Source organism: bacterium (assembly GCA_024226335.1).
In the GTDB taxonomy this organism is placed as follows: Bacteria; Myxococcota_A; UBA9160; order SZUA-336; family SZUA-336; genus JAAELY01.
On sequence record JAAELY010000095.1, the window covers coordinates 1 to 20,224 of the forward strand.

22 protein-coding genes are annotated in these 20,224 nt (G+C 62.6%); 11 read left to right on the plus strand and 11 right to left on the minus strand.

The genetic code is table 11. From position 1 onward, the window contains the following. Positions 1-278: 278 nt before the first annotated feature. Both GY725_04205 and GY725_04210 read left to right on the plus strand, forming a co-directional pair. Positions 279-896 carry a nitroreductase family protein gene (locus tag GY725_04205; GenBank protein MCP4003378.1) on the plus strand — a complete coding sequence of 206 codons (618 nt, stop codon included), beginning with the start codon at positions 279-281 and terminating at the stop codon, positions 894-896. A gap of 101 nt (positions 897-997) precedes the next feature. Then, complete coding sequence (locus GY725_04210) at positions 998-2,521, plus strand: amidohydrolase family protein (GenBank protein ID MCP4003379.1); 1,524 nt, start codon at positions 998-1,000, stop codon at positions 2,519-2,521. Between the two features lie 55 nt (positions 2,522-2,576). Here GY725_04210 and GY725_04215 read toward each other — a convergent pair whose 3' ends face one another. Then, positions 2,577-2,852 carry a DUF3313 domain-containing protein gene (locus GY725_04215; GenBank protein ID MCP4003380.1) on the minus strand — a complete coding sequence of 92 codons (276 nt, stop codon included), beginning with the start codon at positions 2,850-2,852 and terminating at the stop codon, positions 2,577-2,579. 28 nt (positions 2,853-2,880) lie between these two features. Next, positions 2,881-3,465 (minus strand): DUF4136 domain-containing protein, encoded by a 585-nt coding sequence (locus GY725_04220; GenBank protein MCP4003381.1) that lies wholly within the window; start codon positions 3,463-3,465, stop codon positions 2,881-2,883. A gap of 68 nt (positions 3,466-3,533) precedes the next feature. On the opposite strand from GY725_04220, the gene GY725_04225 reads away from it, so the two are divergent. Further along, entirely contained in the window at positions 3,534-4,514 is a 981-nt protein-coding gene (locus tag GY725_04225) for a DUF4105 domain-containing protein (protein ID MCP4003382.1), read from the plus strand. Between the two features lie 377 nt (positions 4,515-4,891). On the opposite strand, the gene GY725_04230 is transcribed toward GY725_04225, so the two are convergent. Further along, the gene (locus GY725_04230; protein ID MCP4003383.1) at positions 4,892-5,374 is read right to left on the minus strand and encodes a hypothetical protein; all 483 of its coding nucleotides are present in this window, start codon (positions 5,372-5,374) and stop codon (positions 4,892-4,894) included. Positions 5,375-5,502: 128 nt separating this feature from the next. Next, positions 5,503-6,054: a hypothetical protein gene (locus tag GY725_04235; protein MCP4003384.1), complete on the minus strand. Its 552-nt coding sequence runs from the start codon at positions 6,052-6,054 to the stop codon at positions 5,503-5,505. A 534-nt stretch (positions 6,055-6,588) separates the two neighbouring features. Between GY725_04235 and GY725_04240 the strand changes: the two genes are divergently transcribed. The 4 genes from GY725_04240 (at position 6,589) to GY725_04255 (ending at position 10,007) form a co-directional block, all read left to right on the plus strand. Next, positions 6,589-6,879, plus strand: coding sequence for a hypothetical protein (locus tag GY725_04240; protein ID MCP4003385.1), 291 nt, complete (start codon positions 6,589-6,591; stop codon positions 6,877-6,879). Between the two features lie 72 nt (positions 6,880-6,951). Continuing rightward, complete coding sequence (locus GY725_04245; GenBank protein ID MCP4003386.1) at positions 6,952-8,313, plus strand: hypothetical protein; 1,362 nt, start codon at positions 6,952-6,954, stop codon at positions 8,311-8,313. A gap of 1 nt (position 8,314) precedes the next feature. Then, entirely contained in the window at positions 8,315-9,220 is a 906-nt protein-coding gene (locus tag GY725_04250; GenBank protein MCP4003387.1) for a zinc ABC transporter solute-binding protein, read from the plus strand. 1 nt (position 9,221) lies between these two features. Continuing rightward, complete coding sequence (locus GY725_04255) at positions 9,222-10,007, plus strand: metal ABC transporter permease (protein MCP4003388.1); 786 nt, start codon at positions 9,222-9,224, stop codon at positions 10,005-10,007. 36 nt (positions 10,008-10,043) lie between these two features. Here GY725_04255 and GY725_04260 read toward each other — a convergent pair whose 3' ends face one another. Continuing rightward, the gene (locus tag GY725_04260) at positions 10,044-10,310 is read right to left on the minus strand and encodes a hypothetical protein (protein ID MCP4003389.1); all 267 of its coding nucleotides are present in this window, start codon (positions 10,308-10,310) and stop codon (positions 10,044-10,046) included. A gap of 596 nt (positions 10,311-10,906) precedes the next feature. Here GY725_04260 and GY725_04265 point away from each other — a divergent pair. Continuing rightward, complete coding sequence (locus tag GY725_04265; protein ID MCP4003390.1) at positions 10,907-11,698, plus strand: hypothetical protein; 792 nt, start codon at positions 10,907-10,909, stop codon at positions 11,696-11,698. Between the two features lie 202 nt (positions 11,699-11,900). Here GY725_04265 and GY725_04270 read toward each other — a convergent pair whose 3' ends face one another. The 3 genes from GY725_04270 to GY725_04280 all read right to left on the minus strand — a co-directional run bounded on the left by GY725_04270 (position 11,901) and on the right by GY725_04280 (position 13,734). Next, the gene (locus tag GY725_04270; protein ID MCP4003391.1) at positions 11,901-12,407 is read right to left on the minus strand and encodes a hypothetical protein; all 507 of its coding nucleotides are present in this window, start codon (positions 12,405-12,407) and stop codon (positions 11,901-11,903) included. A 113-nt stretch (positions 12,408-12,520) separates the two neighbouring features. After that, entirely contained in the window at positions 12,521-13,165 is a 645-nt protein-coding gene (locus GY725_04275) for a cation transporter (protein MCP4003392.1), read from the minus strand. Positions 13,166-13,167: 2 nt separating this feature from the next. Then, positions 13,168-13,734, minus strand: coding sequence for a carboxymuconolactone decarboxylase family protein (locus GY725_04280; protein ID MCP4003393.1), 567 nt, complete (start codon positions 13,732-13,734; stop codon positions 13,168-13,170). A gap of 272 nt (positions 13,735-14,006) precedes the next feature. Between GY725_04280 and GY725_04285 the strand changes: the two genes are divergently transcribed. After that, a complete protein-coding gene (locus GY725_04285; GenBank protein MCP4003394.1) occupies positions 14,007-14,747 on the plus strand; it encodes an SDR family oxidoreductase in 741 nt (246 codons plus the stop codon). A 39-nt stretch (positions 14,748-14,786) separates the two neighbouring features. On the opposite strand, the gene GY725_04290 is transcribed toward GY725_04285, so the two are convergent. Then, positions 14,787-15,548, minus strand: coding sequence for an N-acyl homoserine lactonase family protein (locus GY725_04290; GenBank protein MCP4003395.1), 762 nt, complete (start codon positions 15,546-15,548; stop codon positions 14,787-14,789). Between the two features lie 36 nt (positions 15,549-15,584). Between GY725_04290 and GY725_04295 the strand changes: the two genes are divergently transcribed. Continuing rightward, positions 15,585-16,709, plus strand: coding sequence for an aminotransferase class I/II-fold pyridoxal phosphate-dependent enzyme (locus tag GY725_04295; GenBank protein MCP4003396.1), 1,125 nt, complete (start codon positions 15,585-15,587; stop codon positions 16,707-16,709). Between the two features lie 52 nt (positions 16,710-16,761). Here GY725_04295 and GY725_04300 read toward each other — a convergent pair whose 3' ends face one another. Continuing rightward, a complete protein-coding gene (locus GY725_04300; protein ID MCP4003397.1) occupies positions 16,762-18,123 on the minus strand; it encodes a sodium-dependent transporter in 1,362 nt (453 codons plus the stop codon). Positions 18,124-18,611: 488 nt separating this feature from the next. Between GY725_04300 and GY725_04305 the strand changes: the two genes are divergently transcribed. Continuing rightward, positions 18,612-19,001 (plus strand): GNAT family N-acetyltransferase, encoded by a 390-nt coding sequence (locus tag GY725_04305; protein MCP4003398.1) that lies wholly within the window; start codon positions 18,612-18,614, stop codon positions 18,999-19,001. On the opposite strand, the gene GY725_04310 is transcribed toward GY725_04305, so the two are convergent. Continuing rightward, a complete protein-coding gene (locus GY725_04310; GenBank protein MCP4003399.1) occupies positions 18,851-19,420 on the minus strand; it encodes a class I SAM-dependent methyltransferase in 570 nt (189 codons plus the stop codon). The genes GY725_04305 and GY725_04310 overlap by 151 nt on opposite strands. Positions 19,421-20,224: the final 804 nt, after the last annotated feature.

Genomic DNA, 20,224 nt, shown 5'->3' on the forward strand with positions numbered 1-20,224 from the left:
AGCGAGAAGCGGGAGTCGCCGCCTGAGCAAGAAGCGTGATCCGATCGCAGATCCGTAGATCTGCAGAGGGTCGCGCGACGCAGCGCAGGCGGATGCATCGCGCTTCGCAGCCGCAGCCTCCCTGTGCAGAGGTTCCCTAGGATCGCTGGGTCACGGACGGATCTCGAAGCCTCGGCCTACCGGCGCTGAGTCGCTGGACGTATTACCCAAAAGGAGTTGATGTGGCGAGTTACCCGAGCATTCCGCTCGAGCAGTATCGCGAATATCCAGTCGAGGAAATGCGCCAACGCGTGGGTGATTTCTACACGGAAATGAATCGGCGCAGAACCGTTCGCGAGTTTTCCGACAGGTCCGTACCGCGAGACATCATCGAAACGGCACTAAGAGCTGCAAGCACCGCACCGAGCGGTGCAAATCTTCAGCCCTGGCACTTCGCAGTCGTCAGTGGTCCGGTCATCAAGAAGAGGATTCGAGAGGCGGCCGAGGCCGAGGAACGGGAGTTCTACGAGCATCGCGCTTCCGAGGAGTGGCTTGCAGCACTCGAGCCGTTAGGCACCGATGAACACAAACCGTTCCTGGAAACGGCGCCGTATCTGATAGCGGTGTTTCAACAAAAGTTCGCTGAGTTGCCCGATGGCCAAAAAGTAAAACACTACTACCCGGCTGAATCGACGGGCCTTGCGACGGGGATGCTGATCACGGCTCTGCACAAGGCCGGTCTTGCGACATTGACGCACACGCCGAGTCCAATGAAATTCCTCAACGAGATTCTGGACCGACCGAAAACCGAACGTCCGTTCTTACTGCTCGTCGTGGGCTACCCGGCGGACGATGCCCGCGTACCCGACATCAAACGAAAGGGACTCGAAGAGATTTCGTCCTTCATCGAAACGTAGAGCGTCACAGGTGATCCCCTGATTGCCCGTTCAGACGGACTCGATCTCAAAGCGCACACAGCGGCGCTTCGGTGCCTGCGAATCTGTCCTAACTTCGCGCCATGAATCGCACCGCAGTACTGATCCTCTGGGTACTCTGCCTGACCGCCGGTTCGGCGGCTTCCGATGACTATCCGCTCGTCATCCGGCATGGGCGCGTGATGGATCCCGAGACAGGGCTGGACGCGGTTCGATACGTGGGCATTCGGGGGGATCGAATTGCCCGGGTGTCGGAGCAGCCGCTCAGGGGCGATCGCGAGATCGACGCGTCCGGCCTGGTCGTGGCGCCGGGATTCATCGATCTGCATACGCACTCACCGACCCCGCTTGGCCAGTACTACCAGCTCATGGACGGGGTGACGACCGCTCTCGAGCTCGAGGCGGGCGCGTTTCCCGTTGGCAAATACGGTTCTCAGATCAGCGACGAACCGCTCACACACTACGGGGCTTCCGTTGGTTACGGGAGCATGCGGATCCTTCAAAAGGATGGAATCGTCCTGCCCGAGTTTTTCACTGGCTCTCCCAGGCCTGTCGGGTTCAAGGGATGGTGGACGCTCGCACGGTTCATCTATAGGGGCATGGCCCCTGCTCTCGCGCGTACCTTCACCGAGCCGGCCACGCCAGAGCAGCGAGAGGTGTTGCGAGCGATGCTGCACGAAGGGCTCGACCAGGGCGGGCTCGGGATCGGCCTGCCACTGGACTACTTCAGCGAAGCCATCGACGAACACGAGCTCGCGATGATCTTCGAGGTGGCAGCGGAGCGGCGGGCGCCGGTCTTCGTCCACGTGAGACGCGGCATCAACGGCGATCCCGCCGGATTGCGCGAGGTCCTGGCCCTGGCCGAGCGAACGGGAGCCGCCCTACACGTCTGCCACATCAGCCACAACGCCATGAAGAACATCGAGCTCTTCCTCGCCGAGATCCGAGCGGCGCGCAAACGCGGTGTCGATGTGACCACTGAGGTTCTGCCCTACAACGCGGGCTCCACCGCGATCTCGGCCGCCGTATTCGGTCGAGACTGGCAGACCATTTTCGACATCAGCTACGAGGACGTCGAGTGGGCCGCGACAGGTGAGCGTTTCGACAGGGCCATGTGGGAGGAATACAGACGCGAGCACCCCGACGGCGCTGTCATCCATCACTACCTGAAGGAGGAATGGACCCGACGTGCCATCACCGAGCCCGGTGTGATCATCGTGAGCGATCTCATCGCGATGAAGAGCCGCGAAGAACACGTGCCGCCGCACAACGGTGCCTTCACGAAGATCCTTGGGCGCTACGTACGCGAAGACCCGGCCCTGAGTCTCATGACGGCGGTGTCCAAGATGACCTTGCTCCCAGCACGGCGACTCGAACATCACGCGCCGCTCTTCCGTCGCAAGGGGCGGCTACAGGAGGGCGCCGATGCCGACATCACGATCTTCGACCCGAAGACCGTCAACGACCGGGCGACGTACCGGAATCCCTACCAGGAGGCCGTGGGGATAGAGCACGTTCTGGTCGGCGGGGTTCAGGTGGTCGAAGGCGGGGAACTGGTCGAGGGACCCCGACCGGGTCAGCGACTGCTGGCACCCAGAGGCCAATAGACCGAGAGCACCATGAGCACGGAGCCACGCGTCGTCGTTACCGTGCAGAGGTTCCCTAGGTGGTCAGCACCGCCTCGGGAATGTCGGTGGGCCCGGCGACGGTGCGCCGGATGGTCACGATGTCGACCACGATTTTGCCGCAGCGTGTGAAGTCCGCCTCCGGGTCGATGTAGAGCAACCCGACCTCGTCCTCGGCGCCGGGCACGAGCTGGTCGTAGTCGTCGAGGAAGCCGGACGTCGAGACCGGCGCCGGGTGGGTGGCCGCGCAGCCCCCTACACCCAGCAGCGCTGTCGCGAACAGAGCGAGGACCAGCGAGTGTCTCAGCAGCACTTTCGGATCCTCCCCTGTGCCAGCGCCGTCAGCGCGGAGCCTGCTCCCCGGGCGGGAAGCTCGCCAGGATCTCCGTCACGGCCATGTTCACGTTTTCCGTGGTCTGCTCCGGCGTCGTCTGGCGGGGAATCCGGCGACTGCCGGAGCCGCGCCAGGCGAGCCGATTCGCGCCGGCGTCGACGAAGTCCAGGATCAGCGTTCCTTGCTCGTACTCCGAGACGTATGTGTGCGACGGGCCGCTGCCGGGCCAGCCCGGCCCATACCCGTAGCGCTGGTCGACCGTTCGCACGTCGATGCCCTTCTCGAGCGAAAGGTGATAGCCGACGTGGAAGTCCGCCATTCCCGCGGCCACCTTGCGGAAGGACTTCGCCGAGAGCTCGCGCTCCACGGCTGAGCGGATCCGGTCTGCGAGGAGTGGGCTGTCGAGTCGGGGATTCCCGGTCCTTCCGGTGGGTTCCGGCAGCCACGCGAAGGTTCGGTAAGCGGCGAAGTCGATCTCGGGGTCGAAATCGGTGGAGACCCGGACGCTCGCGCAGGCAGCGAGGGCAGAGACCAACAGCAGCGCGAGGCCTCCGCGCAGGAGCCGCGTTTGCTCTTTGTGTTTTCTGAACACGACGGCATCATACCCTACCGGGGATTTCGATCCAGACGAGGAAGAGGAACCGTGCAAGGGACAAGTCCGTGCTGAAGTGGCTGCTCGCCGGCCCAGTGTTGCTCCTCGGGATCGCCTGGGGATCGGCTGCGTTGTGGTTCGACGGTCCGAGCGCGAGGCCGCTCGCCGGGCTGCTGTCGGCCGCCTTCGCGCTGGCGTCCCTCGGCGTCCTGCTGGCCGCGCGTTCCTTTCGAATCGGCATTGCGGGATCCGCAGCGCTGTTCCTTGGCGTGCTCTTGTGGTGGAGTGCGATCGATCCAAGTAACGAACGTGCCTGGCAACCGGACGTGGCGCGCGCCGCGAGCGCGGTCTTCGACGGAGACCTCGTCACGATCCAGAACGTGCGGAACTTCGACTACCGCACCGAGAGCGACTACACAGAGCGCTGGGAAGAGCGTGTCTACGACCTGAGCAAGCTGCGGGGCGCGGACCTGTTCCTGTCTTATTGGGGGTCGCCGATGATCGCCCACACGATCGTGAGCTGGGAGTTCGAGGACGGGCCGCCGCTGGCGATCTCGATCGAGACCCGCAAGGAGCAGGGCGAAACCTACTCGGCGGTTCTGGGCTTCTTCCGGCAATTCGAGCTGTACTACGTGGTGGCGGACGAGCACGATCTCGTCGGGCTGCGGACCAACCATCGCGGAGAGGACGTCTACCTCTATCGGCTCTCTACACCCAAGGACGTGGCCCAGGCCATCCTTCGCGACTATCTCGAAGAGGTGAACCGGCTCGTCGCCGAGCCCCGCTGGTACAACGCGCTCACGCACAACTGCACCACGACCATCCGGCGCCACGCGCAGCACGTGGCGCCGGGCAACCCCTGGAGCTGGAAGATCCTGGTCAACGGCTACATCGACGAGATGGGTTATTCTCGCGGCACCATCGACACGAGCCTGCCCTTCGAGGAACTGCGCAAGCGGAGCAACATCACCCAGGCGGCGAAGGCAGCAGATCGGGACCCGTCGTTCTCGGCACGTATTCGCGAAGGCCTGCCCGGGGAGAGGAAATGAACGCACGGTGCGTCGCTGCTGGCCGCGATCCTGGACGTGCCAACGGATAGGAAGTATAGATCCCCTGTCTACCTAACAGAACCATCCATTGTCGGCTGTTGGGATCCAGCAGTCGGGGAATCTGGAGGCTCTGGAACGGACGCGGGCAGCCGGGCACCTGCAAGGGTCCCTCAGAGCGGCGGGAGGACGAGGCTCGACCGTGCGGAATCCGGAGGTGGGCAAGGCGGAGCAAAACTGGGAAGGCACCGTCAGATTGAATATCCCAGTACTCTGTGCTTGCGGAACGAGCTTCCCGTTACTGGTTCGCCTCTGGAAAGTCTCTGGTGTCGGTCGCAGATCCTCATTAGGCGGGGTCTCGCCAGGGGATCTCCTTGGGACTACATCGGGTCCAGTCGGAAGTACCAGGTTGTCTGAGCGGTGAAAATCTCCGATGAGAGTCTTTCAGTAGCAGTGACTGTCTCGCGAAGAGATGACATCAGAAGTGGGTCCGTGACCCGACTCGCTCTCCTCTTGTAGAGGCTGCCCATATGGCGAACGAACACGCCGGGATTCTCCAGCACCTGTTTCGGCCACCACTTGCTTTCCGCCCGAACGGCAGGAACGTATAGATTGCCGTCGTGGAGAAAGCCGATGACGGTTCGTGAGCTGGGACGCCACCCCTCGACCTGCAGCTCGATGAGTCCCCCGGGCGGCGTATCAAACTCGGGGAAGGGCCCCGAAGCGTGGGGCCCCGACATCGGACCTCCCGGCAAGACCGCGATTGGACCGTCCGAGAAAAATCGGATCGCGGCGAGAGCCAAGGCGGCGACCACAATCGCGGCACCGAACCCGACCGCTCCTCGCAACACGATGCCCTTCATTGTCTCTCCAGCAGCGGCTGTTGATGGTGCCAAGAGTACCCGATCTCGGGAAAGCCGTGGAGGCAGAGGGTGTACGTCGAGAAATGTTTCCGGACTCGACCCAGTCCTGAAATAGGCGCTCAGCTTCCTCAGCGTAGGAAATCGCTGCGTGATATCGGATTTCGGGACGCGATGGAAGGGACTCCGAGCGGTGGCTGTCGGCGAAGCGAACGTGGACCTGTCGCGCAGTGAGGATGACTCGAGCAGCGCAGTAGACAAAGGCACGTCGGAAGCGCTTCCATTTCCAACGCACGGTCTCGATCGGGAGTGCAAGCTGCGCGAGCCACGGTTTGAGGTTGTGCGCCAGGTGCGCGATCAACCGATAGGGTCTGGAGCTGCGATCGGGCCGGTACGCGATCTCGGCGATCCACTGATTCGTGAGCTGAAGATCGTGTTTGTGACGCGCCTGCACCCGTTCCCGACGTTGGTTCGGTCCACGCTTGCGGCGCTTGTGGGGACGATCCTCGTCCCGCTTCCTCGCACGCATCGAAGATCGTCTGCTTGGCAAACGCCGAGTCGCCCCGCACGATCACCTGCTTGAAACGACGACCGAGCATTGGGAACAACTCACGCAGATGCGATTCGGAGCCCTCTGCGGAAGCGGTATTGCCACTCCGCTGGATCAGCCGGAGACATTCCATCGTCCCCGCCAGGCCCAGGCCACCATCGCGGCCAGGTGCTCCTTCTTCCTCTTTCGCATTGTACGCTTCTTGATCTTCTCTCGCTCCGCGACCACCGCGCGTCTCTGACCGAAGTAGGCATCCGCGGGCATCACATTGTCGAGAGCCTCGTGATAACGCTCGATCTTGCCCTGGGTCTGCGGATGTTACGGAGCGCCGCGGGTGTGGATCATGTGCCGCTTGTCCAAGTAGTCCTGAAGTTCACCGAATACGTATGCGGAGCCGTTGTCGCTCAAGAGCTGGGTCCGATGATTGACCGGTACCTGATCAACTCCAGTTCACGATCCGGAAGTACGTGAAGTTGGTCTGCCTCATCTCGTGGACTCGCGTCCTCGGATGCTGGAACACATCCGAGGACGACATCAGAGCATACGCCGGACTCGTGATGAGGTCCGCCCAGGCCAGGCGGTACGCCCCCGCGCTCTAGACGTCCTCGGCCGCCAGCGCCGGGGCTTGCGTCTTCTCGGGGCATGGTTCACGTTCTGGTGCATGAAGATGTCGGGAAACCGCGGATCGCTCAGGCGTTGGCTGGCCCTGGCCGCGCTCGCGTCAGCGCTTCTGGGGTCCGTCCACGCGACGAGCCACGCGCTCAAGTCCTCGGATGAGACCTGTGTTACCTGCTTCGTTACCCACACGGCGGTACCGAGCCCGCAGGTCTCCCACGCTGATTCCCCGATCGTGCTCGTCGCGACCGCACTGCCGCAGGCCGAGCGCGCACTCGTGCCGGTCGGGACCGGCCCCTGCGCGTCGCGCGCGCCGCCCGCTCGCTCTCTAGACCGATCCTGATCGATCCCGCCGTGCAGTTATGCGCGGCCTGACTCGCATGCGCAGTGACCGCTGCGCGAAATGGAGAGAGACATGCTTGCAATGCGAACCCTCGCATGGGCGGCTGTCGTTGGCGTGACCGTCGCGTCGCCGATTGCCCGTGCGGAAGAAGAGAGCGGACTCGACGCGCTTCGCGCAGAGATGGTCCGAATGCAGGAAGAACACCAGCGGAGCCTTCGCGCGCTCGAAGATCGCGTGTTGCGTGCAGAAGACGTTGCGCGCAACGCGGAAGCGCGGGTCTCGGCCGCGCATGCTGGCGACGGTCCCGTCCCCGATGTCGCGGCTGGGAGTTCGCGCACGCTCGCGAACACCTTCAACCCCTCGATCGGCGTCGTGCTCGACGGGCGCTATCGAGCCTACTCGCGAAGCCCCTCGGACCCGGGTATTCCCGGCTTCGCACTGGACGGAGAGGCGGGCCCCGGCAGCGAGGGCATCTCGCTCGGCGAGACGGAGCTCCAGTTCGACGCGTCGATCGACGACAAGTTCCGCGGCAGCCTGACCCTGGCGTTGGCGGATGACGGGGGCACCACCGAGACCGAACTCGAGAACGCTTTCATCGAAACCGCCGCTCTGGCCGACGGCCTAACGCTTCGCGGCGGCCGCTTCTTTTCGGGTATCGGGTACCTCAACGCACACCACGCCCACACCGACAACTTCACCGATCGTCCGCTCATGTATCGGACGTTCCTCGGGGGCCAGCTGGCGGACGACGGCGTGCAGGCGCGCTGGGTCGCACCGACGGATCTCTTCATCGAGATCGGCGGTGAGCTGCTGCGAGGGAAGGGCTTTCCGGGCAACGCGAGTGAGAGCTCGGGAACCGGGGCGTGGACCCTCTACGCGCACGTTGCGGGGGACGTGGGTACCGATCACAGCTGGCGCACAGGCCTTTCATATCTCACGGCGGACGCGCGCGGGCGCTCGACGGGTGACGGAGATCTGTTTTCCGGAACGGCCGATGTCACGCTCGTCGATGCGATCTACAAGTGGGCGCCAAATGGCAACTCGACCGAGCGGAACCTGACCCTGCAGGCCGAGGTCGCGCGCTTCGACGAAGACGGCCGGTTCACCCCCATGGGCGGGTCGGCGATGAATCTCGATCGCCACAGCTACGGCTTCTACGCGCAGGGCGTGTACCAGTTCTGTCGCGGCTGGCGCGCGGGTCTGCGCTACGGTCAGTTGCAGACCGAAAGTCTGGGGGCGGCCTACAGCGGGACGACGCTCGATCGCATGAGTCACCGCCCCGAACAGTGGAGTGCGATGATGGACTGGACGAACAGCGAGTTCGGGCGCATCCGCCTGCAGTACAGCCTCGACGAGTCGGCCCCACGCTCGAACAGCCGCATCACGGCGCAGTACGTGATGAGCTTTGGCGCGCATGCGGCCCACAAGTACTGAGATGCGGAAGGGACTCGCGCTGCTCGCGCTTGCGCTCTCCCTGGTGGCCGCGTCAGAGGCGGGGGCCGCGTTGCGTGTGGTCGCCTGCGAACCCGAGTGGGGCGCGCTTGTGACAGAGCTGGGCGGTGATGCGGTTTCGGTCTACGTGGCCACCACCGCGCTCCAGGATCCGCACCACATCGAGGCCCGGCCGAGTCTGATCGCGAAGGTTCGGCGCGCGCGGCTCGTGGTCTGCACCGGCGCTGAACTCGAGGTTGGCTGGCTCCCGGTGCTGGTCCGGCAGGCCGGGAACCGCCACGTGCAGCCGGGCCATCCGGGGTACTTCCTCGCGGCGGATCACGTTCCGCTGCTCGACGTGCCGAGTTCCGTCGACCGCTCGGAGGGCGACGTCCACGCCTCGGGGAATCCGCACATCCAGAACGATCCGCGCAACATCCAGCGTGTGGCCACCGCGCTGGCGAAGCGGCTGACCGAGGTCGATCCGGAGCACGCAGACCACTATCGTTCGCGCCACACGGACTTCGAGGCGCGCTGGACGACGGCGATGACGAGTTGGGCGGAACGGGCCGTGCCGCTCCGCGGCATGCAGGTGGTGGTGCACCACGTGAACTGGGTGTACCTGGAACACTGGCTCGGCCTGGAACGCATCGGGGCCCTTGAGCCGAAACCCGGCGTACCGCCGATGAGCAGTCATCTCGCGCGTCTGCTGAAGCAAGCCGCGGACTCGGACGCACGAGCGGTCCTGCGCACGCCGTATCAAGATGCTCGCGCCTCCGACTGGCTCACGGAACGGACGCAGCTCACCGCAGTGATGTTGCCCTACACCGTCGGTGGCACCGATGGGGCAGGTGATCTCTTCGGCCTGTTCGACGAGACGCTTCGCCTGCTGCTGAAGGTCGCCCCGTAACGTGAGCTTCGACGGACTAGAACTGGGGATCCTGGGTCCGGGGTGTCTCGCGGGGCTGTTGGTCCTGACGACGCACGTCCCGTTTGGCTGTGAGGTGTTGAAGCGCGGGATCATCTTCCTCGACCTTGCGATCGCGCAGTTCGCGGGATTGGGGGTGATCGCCGCCGACCGCTACCTGCACGATCCGCACGGTTGGGAGGTGCAGGCCGCCGCGGTGACCTCCGCGCTGTTCGGTGCGAGCCTCCTCAACTGGACCGAGCGCCGCTGGCCCGAGATCCAGGAGGCGCTGATCGGCACATCTTTCGTGATGGCGGCGACGCTCGGCATCATGCTCCTCGCCGGAAACCCCCATGGTGGCGAGCACCTTCGGGAGCTACTCGTCGGTCAGCTGCTCTGGGTGCGACTCGAACAGCTCTGGCCGGTCGCAATCCTGTCCGTCGCGGTGCTCGCGATCTGGTTCGGACTGGGGGAACGCCTCGGGCGTCCGGCTTTTTATGCGCTCTTCGCGGTCAGCGTGACCGCATCCGTATCGCTGGTCGGGCTCTATCTGGTCTTCGCGAGCCTTGTCGTGCCGGCGCTCGGAACGTTTCGCTTGCAGGGGCGGCGACGCCTCGCGGTCGCCTATGGGATCGGCGTCGCGGGGTACGTCGTCGGACTCGCGGTCTCGGCGCTACTCGATCTGCCCTCGGGAGCGGTCGTGGTCTGGTCGCTTGCGGCCTTTGCGGCGCTGGCCGCATTCACCGTACCTCCTGGGCGCAAAGTTTCCGTTCAACAGAGCCGCGACTGACCTGACCCCGGCAGAGTCGGGGAACTCTCGAATGGATCAGGTCACTGATTGTCCAACTGCTTCTGACGGGAAACACCGTTGGATGTCGCCCTGAGCGTTTGTTACCCACGTCCAGATGATGACCTGCAAGGTCAGCAGCCATGCGAGCCAGACAGCAACGCTCTCGGCGCCGAAGTTGCTGGCTGCCCCGATCTCCTGTCCGCGGGAGACGAGGTTCTCGAGGGCGATTGCTTCAATCATGCTCATTAGTGTCAGATAGGCGCCAGGAGCCAACTCGTGGTATCTCTCAGCCATTCCGGGCATCGGGTCTCTCCTATAGGGTGTGCGGCACGCGGTGCGTCTTCTGTGGAAGATATTGCAGTCGGACCGGCTGGGGCTCATGCACTTTGATTCGCAATCGTCTTTGCGAGCGCATCAGGCCGGAAGTCCCAGCCTCCGAGAATTCGAGAAGCGCCAGAATCGCTGATGCTGCTCGTCATCGAGCCAGTGAAGCGCGCTTGGCACATGTGGCTATGCCGAGTACGTGCGTATCCTCGCCGCGAGTCGACGCAAGCGTCTCACATCGGAAAGGCGATTTGGCCCTGCTCGAACATGCGGTTCAGGATGTTGCAGCCGAGGATCGCTTCCGTCTCCTGCGCTTTCGGATGACGAGCACTAAGCCGATCGCCCATGACCGATTTGTACCTGAAGAAGGCGTTCTTGACGATGCCCCGGCGGTGGGAGGTCGGAGTAGTGCAGCTGCCCGCAGTTTGGCCACTGGCCGTGCTTCCTTGTCAGATTCTACGAACCCGTCGCCCGAGCGGGATTGCCCACTGCCGATGACGACTTGCTGACCTTGTTGCGCGCTCGCCGCCGGGTCAATGGTACAAGGCGGGATTCAGGCGAAGGAACCGGTTGCTGTGACGGGAATCTACGAGCGAGTTCATGCGGCACTGATGGTGGTCCTGCTGGGATTCGTCACGGCTCTGTCGACCTTCACCCCGGGCGATGCGGTCGCCCAGGAGACGGATGCCTTCGGCTACACACTGGTGCGGTCCGGAGCGGAGTGCGGGTTCTCGTTCGTCGACATCGGTCCGACGGGAATGAACACCGGCACCTTCGTCGTGTCCGGCGACGACACGGTCTCCGGCGCGGTTGCGTTGAGCGCCCCGTTCAACATCTACGGGACCGTGTACAACTCGCTCGCGGCCAACACTAACGGGTTCCTTACGACGAGCCTGGCCGGGAACAGCGGAATCGACCGGACCAACGACTGCTCGCTTCCCGCTACCCCAAGCCCACCGGGCGCGACTGCTGGAGCCCGCCTGTACGCGCTGCACGACGATCTCGTCGCGGACATCTACACGCAGTACTTCCCGGTATGCCCACGTGCGAGCGACCTGCCTCCGACGACCCAGGACTGCACCGTGTTCCAGTGGGACAACGTCTCACACTTCCCCGTGGGCGGTGCAACATGGAAGTTCCAGGCGCTCCTCTACCATCAGTCGAACGACATCGTTTTTCAGATCGGTCCGGGCAACCCGGAGCACGGTTCGGAATCGACGACCGGCATCCAGGACGCCGCACCGCCGACGACCGGTCTGACGGACGTCTGCAACGCGGCCAATTCCGTTCCGGATAACACGGCGTCGTGCTACTTCTTCCCGGGACCGCGGCCCTCGGAGGCCTGTGACGGCTGCTCCGGGGAGTGACTCGGCCGCGCAGGGTTCAGCTCTTTTCGCGCTTCGACCCGATCAGCTCCCCTGAGCCGCGCGCTTCGCCACCTCGCGGACAGGAAGTATAGAGCCTCGATCTACCCAACAGAACCGCTCATCGTCGGCTGTTGAGATCCGGCAGTCGGGGAATCTGGGGACTCTGGAACGGGCTCGCTTTGAACCTCTCAATGAGCGCAGGCTAGCTAGACGATCGTGCGAGCAACCTGAGGAAGAGCCTTACGAACAGATAGCTCGCCTGGTAGAGAAGCATGAACAGGCACGAGAGATAGATCGCCTCTGACCGATCACCCCAGACGCCGAAAACGCCCAAAAGCAGACCAACGCCTACGAAACCGTGCATGCCAAAGTGGAGGTTGGCGACGCGACGCCATCCCGGGGTGAACTCTTCGGACACGGCCGAGAACCGCCGATACGATGGGATGACGTAGACAAGCCAGGCTACGAAGAAGACGCCGGACGAAATTCGCCATCCCGATTGCGGGGCCAGGCCAAAGCTGACCGGCAATCGCGGAAACAGCGAAAATGCCGTCACCATAAGGCTCACGAACAGCATGCTCTGCAGTAGATGCGCGTCGCGCTGTGCCGAGCTTGCGTCGTCGCGACGGGCCAGGACGGTGACCAGGCCCGCGAACCCGGCGAGAGCGACGCTGACCTCAGCGACCGTGTAGAGGTAATCAGTGTCCAAGTCGGAACTCCCGGTGCCGCAGGCCAATCTCCTGGACCGAATGAGACGGAACGACGGTTACTGTTCGAGACGCCCAAAAGCGCTAATAGGGCCGGTCCGACCGCAAGCGCTGGTCAGCCGGCGCCCGGAATGAGGCCACTCCGTGCCCGCCTGATCTCGGCAAGTGATTCCCGAAGCACAAGAGTCGCGGTGCGCAGAAACAGGATGGCGATGGCGATACCGACAATGAGATCTGGCCAAAGCGACTCGAGCCAGACTACTAGACCAGCCGCGAAGAGAACTGCCCCGTTTGCGATCAGATCGTTCCTGGAGCAGAGCCAAGTGGATCGAAGGTTGATGTCGTCGGCCCGGTGTCGCCAGAGAAGAGAGAAACAGTAGGTATTTGCAACAAGGGCAAGTGTACCGATTCCCAGCATGGCGGGTGCCAGCGGGGGTACGCCGGCGCGAAGTCTGAACCCGGCCTCCAGAAGAACGCCAACGCCGAACGCAGCCATGATCACCCCTTTGACGAGGGCGGCGCGAGCGCGCCACGCAAGGCTTCGGTGAAGAACCAGAAGGCTAAACCCGTAGACAAACGAGTCGCCGAGCATATCCAAGGAGTCGGCAAGGAGGGCAGTGGAATGGGACAGAAGGCCGGTCCCGAACTCGACAAAGAACATTGCGAGATTGACCGCAAGCACGACGGCCAAGACCCGGCCCTGGCGGAGACGGAGCGCGGCGAGTTCTGTCCCCTTGGCTTCGCAACACTGGTCCTTCACGCTCAACCTCGTGACAGCTTCGAACGAACATCGGCCACGCGAACGAACTGCCGTTCCGATCCGCTCTCGAGATCAACTTCAAGGCTCTCAAGGTAGCGACCTACCAGGGAGTAATACCCGATTGCAATGATCAACTCCTGGATCTCGCAAGCATCCAAGAACGACGCCACGCCATCGAAGCTCTCGCGACTGACCTTTACCGAATCGATCAGCTCGTCGGTGAACTCGAGGATCGCTCGCTCTCGTTCATCAAAGACGGCGGAACCCGGACCATCTCGCAGTGCCGAGATCTTCTCCTCTGAGACCCCCACCTCTCGTGCAATCTCATCGTGTTGGTTGAGTTCGTAGGCGCAGCCACAGCGGACCGCGGCGCGCACGATCGCTAGTTCGCGAAGCTGCGGATTGATCTTCGTCTGCGTCAAGATCGCGCTGCCCAGGGCAAGAAACGGGGCTATCAGTGTCTCGCAGCTCCCCAGCATACGGAAGATATTGAGATCAGGCGCCAACGCGAGGATCTTTCTCGTGCTGTCGTCCAAGTCTTCGACATCGGAATAGGGAAGACGCGCCATCTCTCTACTCGCCACCCAACGGATTGAGCTTCAGCGGCTGGGCAACAGGCTGACCAGCTCGCTGAGGCTCAGAAGATTGATGCCCCGGATTCTATCAAAGGTCGGAACGCCTGACCGTTGCCCTGTCTGATTGAAGAATGCGATTGCGGAGAAACGGGCGATGCCGGGCCTCGTTCCGGGGCGGACGATCGAGCGAATATCTGCCTCTGGGCTCCTCACCAAAGCGTTAGAATGCCGGTTGTTTTGGCACCTCGCGAAATGGAGGCATCGAATTGAACAAGGTCTCTCTGGTAACCGGAGCCGCTGGCGGGCTGGGCCGCGCCATCGTGCGGCAGTTGATCGATCAGGGTCACCGAGTCATCGGCGCCGATATCTCAGCATCGGGACTCCAGGAGGTTGCTGAATCATCGGACACGGACGACGCTGCTTTCAGGGCGTATCCCGTAGACCTGACTGACATCGACGCGGTGAATGCTCTCTTCGCAGAGGTCGAGTCAGAGTTCGGCGGACTGGATGGGCTGGTCAATAACGCCGGCACCTGTTTCATGAGCGAGTTTCCGGAAATCCCGGCGGAAGAGCTGGACCGGCAGATGGCGATCAATTTTTCGGCGGCTTTTCATTGCTGCCAGCGAGCGGTACCGCAGATGTTGCGCCGCCCCGGCGTCAAGAAGATCGTGAATATCTCATCGAACGGCGCCTACAATTTCGACGTGTTCGACCCGCCGCATTACCGGTCCAGCAAGGCAGCACTTGATACGCTCACGAAGGACCTGGCGCGCCGATACGCCCGGGACAGGATCTCGGTGAACTCGATCGCACCCGCGATGACGGAGACGCCGCTATTCAATGTCGTGGATGCAGAAACCCTGAAAGCCGCCATTGCCGCGATGCCGCACGGTGCCCCGATGCAGCCCGATCAGGTTGCGGCCTGGGTCGCTTTTCTGATGTCGCCGGGCGGCGACGTCGCCAGCGGCAACGTCATCATTCTCAACCAGGGGCGTGACGTTCGCTAGCAAATGAGTTGATTCAATGATCTGGCGCGCATGCTGTTGCTACGCGTAAGACTCCGGGATCTTCTTGAGTCTTGGCCATTGTTCGGGCGAATGTCCGAAGATCACGAACGCGTCACCTTCGTCGGCCAGTGCCATCAGACGGTGCGCGTGTTTCTCGGCCAGATCGGGACGCCAATAACCTGCGAAGCCCTCTTCGAGCTCTTCTGGACGCGAGATCGTATCGCTGGTGAGGATGACCGTTCCGGTTTCCGGCAGCTCGACGAGCAGCGACATCTGCCCTGGTGTATGGCCCGGCGTCTCCAGAAGCGTCAGCCCGGGAAATAGCTCCACATCACCGGCCACCTCGATGTAGACCTGGTCCTCTGGCCAGTCGTAAGGATGGCGACCGTGCCAGTAAAGCGGCTTGTCCAGCGCACGCTCCGCTCGATGAACGACCATCGGCACGTGTTTGAAGTCCTCGATCCCGCCGACGTGGTCGATATGAGTATGGGTCAATATCTGGAGATCGATATCATCAGGCGTGAGTCCGATGAGCGCCAGTTGCCCTGCAGGCATGTTCTGCGGGTCCAATTCGAGGATCGTGCCGAACTCGTCCAGCTTGTCCTCGCGGGATGCCTTTTCGCGGTCGACGAGATAGCTCTGCGGAAACCCGGTATCGACCAGCACCCACTTGCCGTCGTCGGTCTCGATGAGCGAGCCGGAAATGCCGATGATGCGTCCGTTCGAGTGAACCTGGAACAGGCCATAGTCCATTACGTAGAGTCGACGGACTTTGCTGTTTTCGAATCCTTCGATCACCATGAGCACCTTGTCAGTCTTCCGTGAACGGGATCTTATATGAAAGTCAAGATCCACAAGATGTTCGAGTACCTGTTGAAGACAACAGAGTGCGAGCCTGAGGCGGTCATCGGCTTCTCTCTTGCCCGGTCACCTGCGCTCGGCGATTTCCTGGATGATCTCGATCCCGGACTCAAGCTCGACTGGAACAACCGTTCGTTTCTCGGTCTGCCGGAGCTTCGGTCGCATGTGCTCCGTCAGGCGTCGCTGGACACGCATCTGCCGGCCGACAATGTGCTGATCACGGCCGGTGCGGCAGAAGCCAACTACCTCTGCATCCGCCAGCTAGTGGATGCAGACCAGGAGATCGTCACCGAGACCCCCGGCTGGCCCCAGGTGGGTGTGCTGGCCAGGGCCATCGGCGCCCAACTCCGTGTCGTCGAACGAACGGACGACAATGGTTGGGAATTCCCGATGGCGGAGCTCGCAGCTGCCGTCAACGAACGCACACGCCTGATATTCCTGTCCAATCCCAATAATCCGACCGGCCGCTTGCTCGCAGAAGACGAGCTTCGCGAGATCGCGGCACTGGCCCGCCCGCACGGTGCCTACGTGCTGGTCGACGAAGTCTATGCCGGCCTGGAGTGGTCGGGGCCGCGCCGGACGTCGATCGCCGGTCTTTACGAGCGCGGCATCACCACCGGAAGCCTGTCGAAGTGCCTGGGCCTGCAAGGGTTGCGTATTGGCTGGATGATCTCGCCCGACGACCAGGTCGTTCGCGACGCGCTGATCCTGAGAGAGAACTCGAGCGAGATCATGAATATTCTGGGCGAACACATTGCTGAAATCGCGCTTCGACCGGAGCGTTACTCGGCGGCGATGGCTGACTCACGCAAAGAGGGTCTCGCGAACCTCGAACGTCTCGACCGCTTCATTTCCTCGGAACAGGACCTCACGTGGATACGCCCCGAGGCCGGCCTGATTGGCCTTGCGCGACTGCAAGCACCCATCGACGGTGATCGCCTCGCCGCGCGCCTGCTCGAACCACCCTGGCGTACCTTCCTACTGCCCGGTAGCGCGTACGGGCTGCCCCGCCACATCCGCGTAGGCGTCGGCGGCGGACCCGATGTCAATCTGGAGGAGGGGCTCCATCGACTGTCCGCATGCCTGGCAGACATCGCCTAACAATAAGCCCGCCTCCTTCAAGCCAGCGCACCGCGAGTTATCGCGCAGCGGTTCAGGTCAAGAGGTCGATCATCACGAGAGTGAGCGCGATGGGACACAGGTAGCGCAGCGCGAATCGCCACAAGGCGTACATGCTCGGCGAGCTCCCGAGCTCTTCTGTCGACGTTGCCCGGCTGATGGCCCAACCGGCAAACAAGGCGAGCAACAACGCATTCGCCGGGATGAGAATATTGGCGACACTGAAATCGATCAGGTCAAAAAGAGTCTTGTCCATGTCGAGCCAGCCGAGTGGATGTACATCGGCCCAGATATTGAAGGAAAAGACCGAGACGAGTCCGACTGCCCAGGTTGCGATGCCCGTCAGTACCGTCATGCGGGTGCGATTCGCACCGGGCCGTTCGATCAGGTAGGAGACCATCGGCTCCAGCATCGCGAGCGCGGTCGAGAAAGCCGCAAAAAACAGAAGGAAGAAGAACAACGTGCCAACGAGGTGCCCTGCAGGCATCTGGCCAAACGCTATCGGCAGCGTCATGAAGATCAGCCCTGGTCCGCCGGACGAACTCAGCCCGCTCGCGAATACAATCGGGAAAATGGCAACACCTGCAAGCAATGCGACCAGCGTGTCGCCGATACAGATGATCGCGGCTGACTTGGTGAGAGAGAAATCCCTCGGCATGTAGGCGCTGTAGGTGATGAGTGCACCGCCGCCGACTGAAACGGAGAACAGCGCCTGACCCAACGCCATCAGCACCGAGGTTCCAGTCATCTGGCTGAAGTCCGGTGCAAACAGGAAGCGGAGTCCCTCGCGGATATCGCCGGACACGATCGAATACACGACGAGCAGCACGAGTAAGCCGAACAGCATCGGCATCAGTATCTTGGCGATGCGCGCAATGCCGTTGTTTACACCGCGCGCGACTACCAGCACCGTGATCGCCATGAACGTCCCATGAAGTATCGACTGGCGTAGCGGTCTTCCGATGCGATCGCCGAACAGTTGCTCGGCGGCGGCACTGTCGATCCCGCTGAAGGTGTCGAAAGCCGACAGCCAGAGAAAGTCCAGCGTCCAGGCAGCCACCACCGAGTAGTAGCTAAGACCGACAAACGGCACGATCAGGCTGAGCCAGCCGATTGCCTTCCACACGGGGTGCGCATTTTCGCCCCGGACAAGGTCCCGCATCGTGGAGACGGCACTCTTGTGGCCGCGCCGGCCGATCATCATTTCGGCTGCGACGAGCGGAAAGCCCAGCAGCATGACGAAACCGATGTAAATGAGCACGAACGCGCCACCGCCGTTCTCACCCGCTATGTACGGAAACCGCCATAGATTGCCCAAGCCGACGGCGGCGCCGATCGATGCCAGGAGAAAGCCGGTTCGCGAGGACCACGTCTCATGACGGTATGTATCGATCATCTTGCAGGTCCTTGTCTGTCGACCATGTGGTTTCGCAATTCTACTTATCGTCGATCAAAGATTGGGTACCGGGTCCCACACAGCAGCTTTCCAGCCGCACCGGCATGCAGCCAGGACTCCGGGAGCGCAGCCGCGCGCGGATGAAGGACGGCGCTGACTTGCGTCCTGCCCGCATCCAGGATTTCGGCTGGCAAGTAGGCCAAAGCCCGTTCCTGTGGAACATGGATGAGCGGCGCATCCCCCAGGAACATGTTGTCCGGGTTCTCGAGAGCGTCGCTGACCGATCTCGCAGCCAACCATCCGAAGTAGTCTCGATAGTTGTTAGTAGTGATACCTGTCAGGGCAGATGCCTTCACCGTGCTCGGGTTCTGGCGCCGGGCGGTCCGGGGAAATCGGTGGGGCGTACGCTGAGAGATCCAGATGGCGCAGGATTGCGGAGGCGACCCTCGGGTCCGTGATCGTGGCGTTCCACTTCGTGGGGCCCTGGCATTGCGGGCATTCGCCTTATCGGGCGTGCAATTCTTCGGTACCTGCCGCTCCAGAGTACCCGCGAGATCGAGGTCGGCTTCGCACTGTACCCGCAGTTCTGGGGTCGATGGATTGCCACGGAGGTAGTCGATACTTGCACCGCCCTCGTCTGGGGTGACCTCGGGGCGGCGGCGCTGGTTGGTGTGACAACCCCGGCGAATCGTACTTCCCAGCGTGTCCTACTCAAGTTCGGGCTGCACTACGATCGCTTCTGGGCGAAGACGAGCGGGTGCTGTTGTTGGTCCACCCTCAGCACTTCGAATCCGGTCTCTTCGAGCAGCGTCAGGTACTCGGCCAGGCTGAAGTTGCTCCAGAACATGGTCACACCGAAGAACTCGTCCTCGAGGTAGGAATTTTCGTTGTGGCGGCTGAGCGTCGCCAGGAAGTAGCCGCGTGGCTCGAGCCAATCGTGCACGCGCTTGAAGAGCTCGGGGTGCTCGTCGCGGGGCAGGTGATGGATCGAGCGGAACGCCACGATGGCGGCGAAGTGCCCGGCCGGGAAGTCGACCGACATCATGTCGACTGCGGAGAACGCGACGCCGGGTACGTTCGCTCGGGCACGCTCGATCATGTTCGGCGAAGCGTCGACACCGCTTACGTCGAAGTGTCTGGCGAGCTCGCGTGTGACCGGAATACCTGCGCCGCAGCCCAGGTCCAGGGTGCGACGACCGGGTTCGATTTGCGCGACGAGCACTTCCAGGCTCGGCTCGAACTTCTCGTGGCGCGATCTGTCGTAAGCCTTCGCGCAGTCGTTGTACCCGCGTCTCACGAGAGCGCGGTAGTCGAGGTTCGGATCGCTGGCCGGTCTCACTCGACGGTGAGGGCCGTTGTGAAGGTCTGAGCACTGAAGTCGTCGCGCATCGGTTCACTCCATTCGTCTGCTACGGCGCAGGAAGGGAATGTCCCTCATTTTGCAGGACAACGCTGGCCTCGGCGCCGACGCCGAGCTCCCGCAGCCGGACTGCATGCTCTATTCGTCGCCGAAATCCGGTCGCGGTTCACAAGCCGCTCCATTCTCTAGATTCCTTCGCCGCGCTTAGTCGCCTCACCGAGTTCTACGTCAAAGCGCACAATGAAGTGATGTCCCACGCAGCATTCGAGGGGCAGACTCCCGACGAGGTCGTTTTCGGCATCGGCGATGAAGTCACCAAGAAGCTTGCTGACGCGTGCAAGACGGCTCGCGGGAAGCGGATGGACTCAAATCGAGCCGTGAGATGCAGCGTATGCATCGGGGACGCGAGTTCCGGGGCGTTGCTATTGCAGCGGCCGCGGCCCAGAATGTCCCGAGACCCAGCAGTGCGGCAGAGCTAGGGAACCTCTGCACAGGGAGGCTGCGGCTGCGCAGCGCGATGCATCCGCCTGCGCTGCGTCGCGCGACCCTCTGCAGATCTACGGATCTGCGATCGGATCACGCTTCTTGCTCAGGCGGCGCCTCCCGCTTCTCGCTCGATTCCTCCCTGTGCAGAGATTCCCTAGGTGACCGTCGGCTAAGGGAGGGGCAGGCGATGATAGAGATGAATTGTGATGTGCTGGTCGTTGGCTCCGGCGGAAGTGGGGCGGCGGCGGCCGCTCA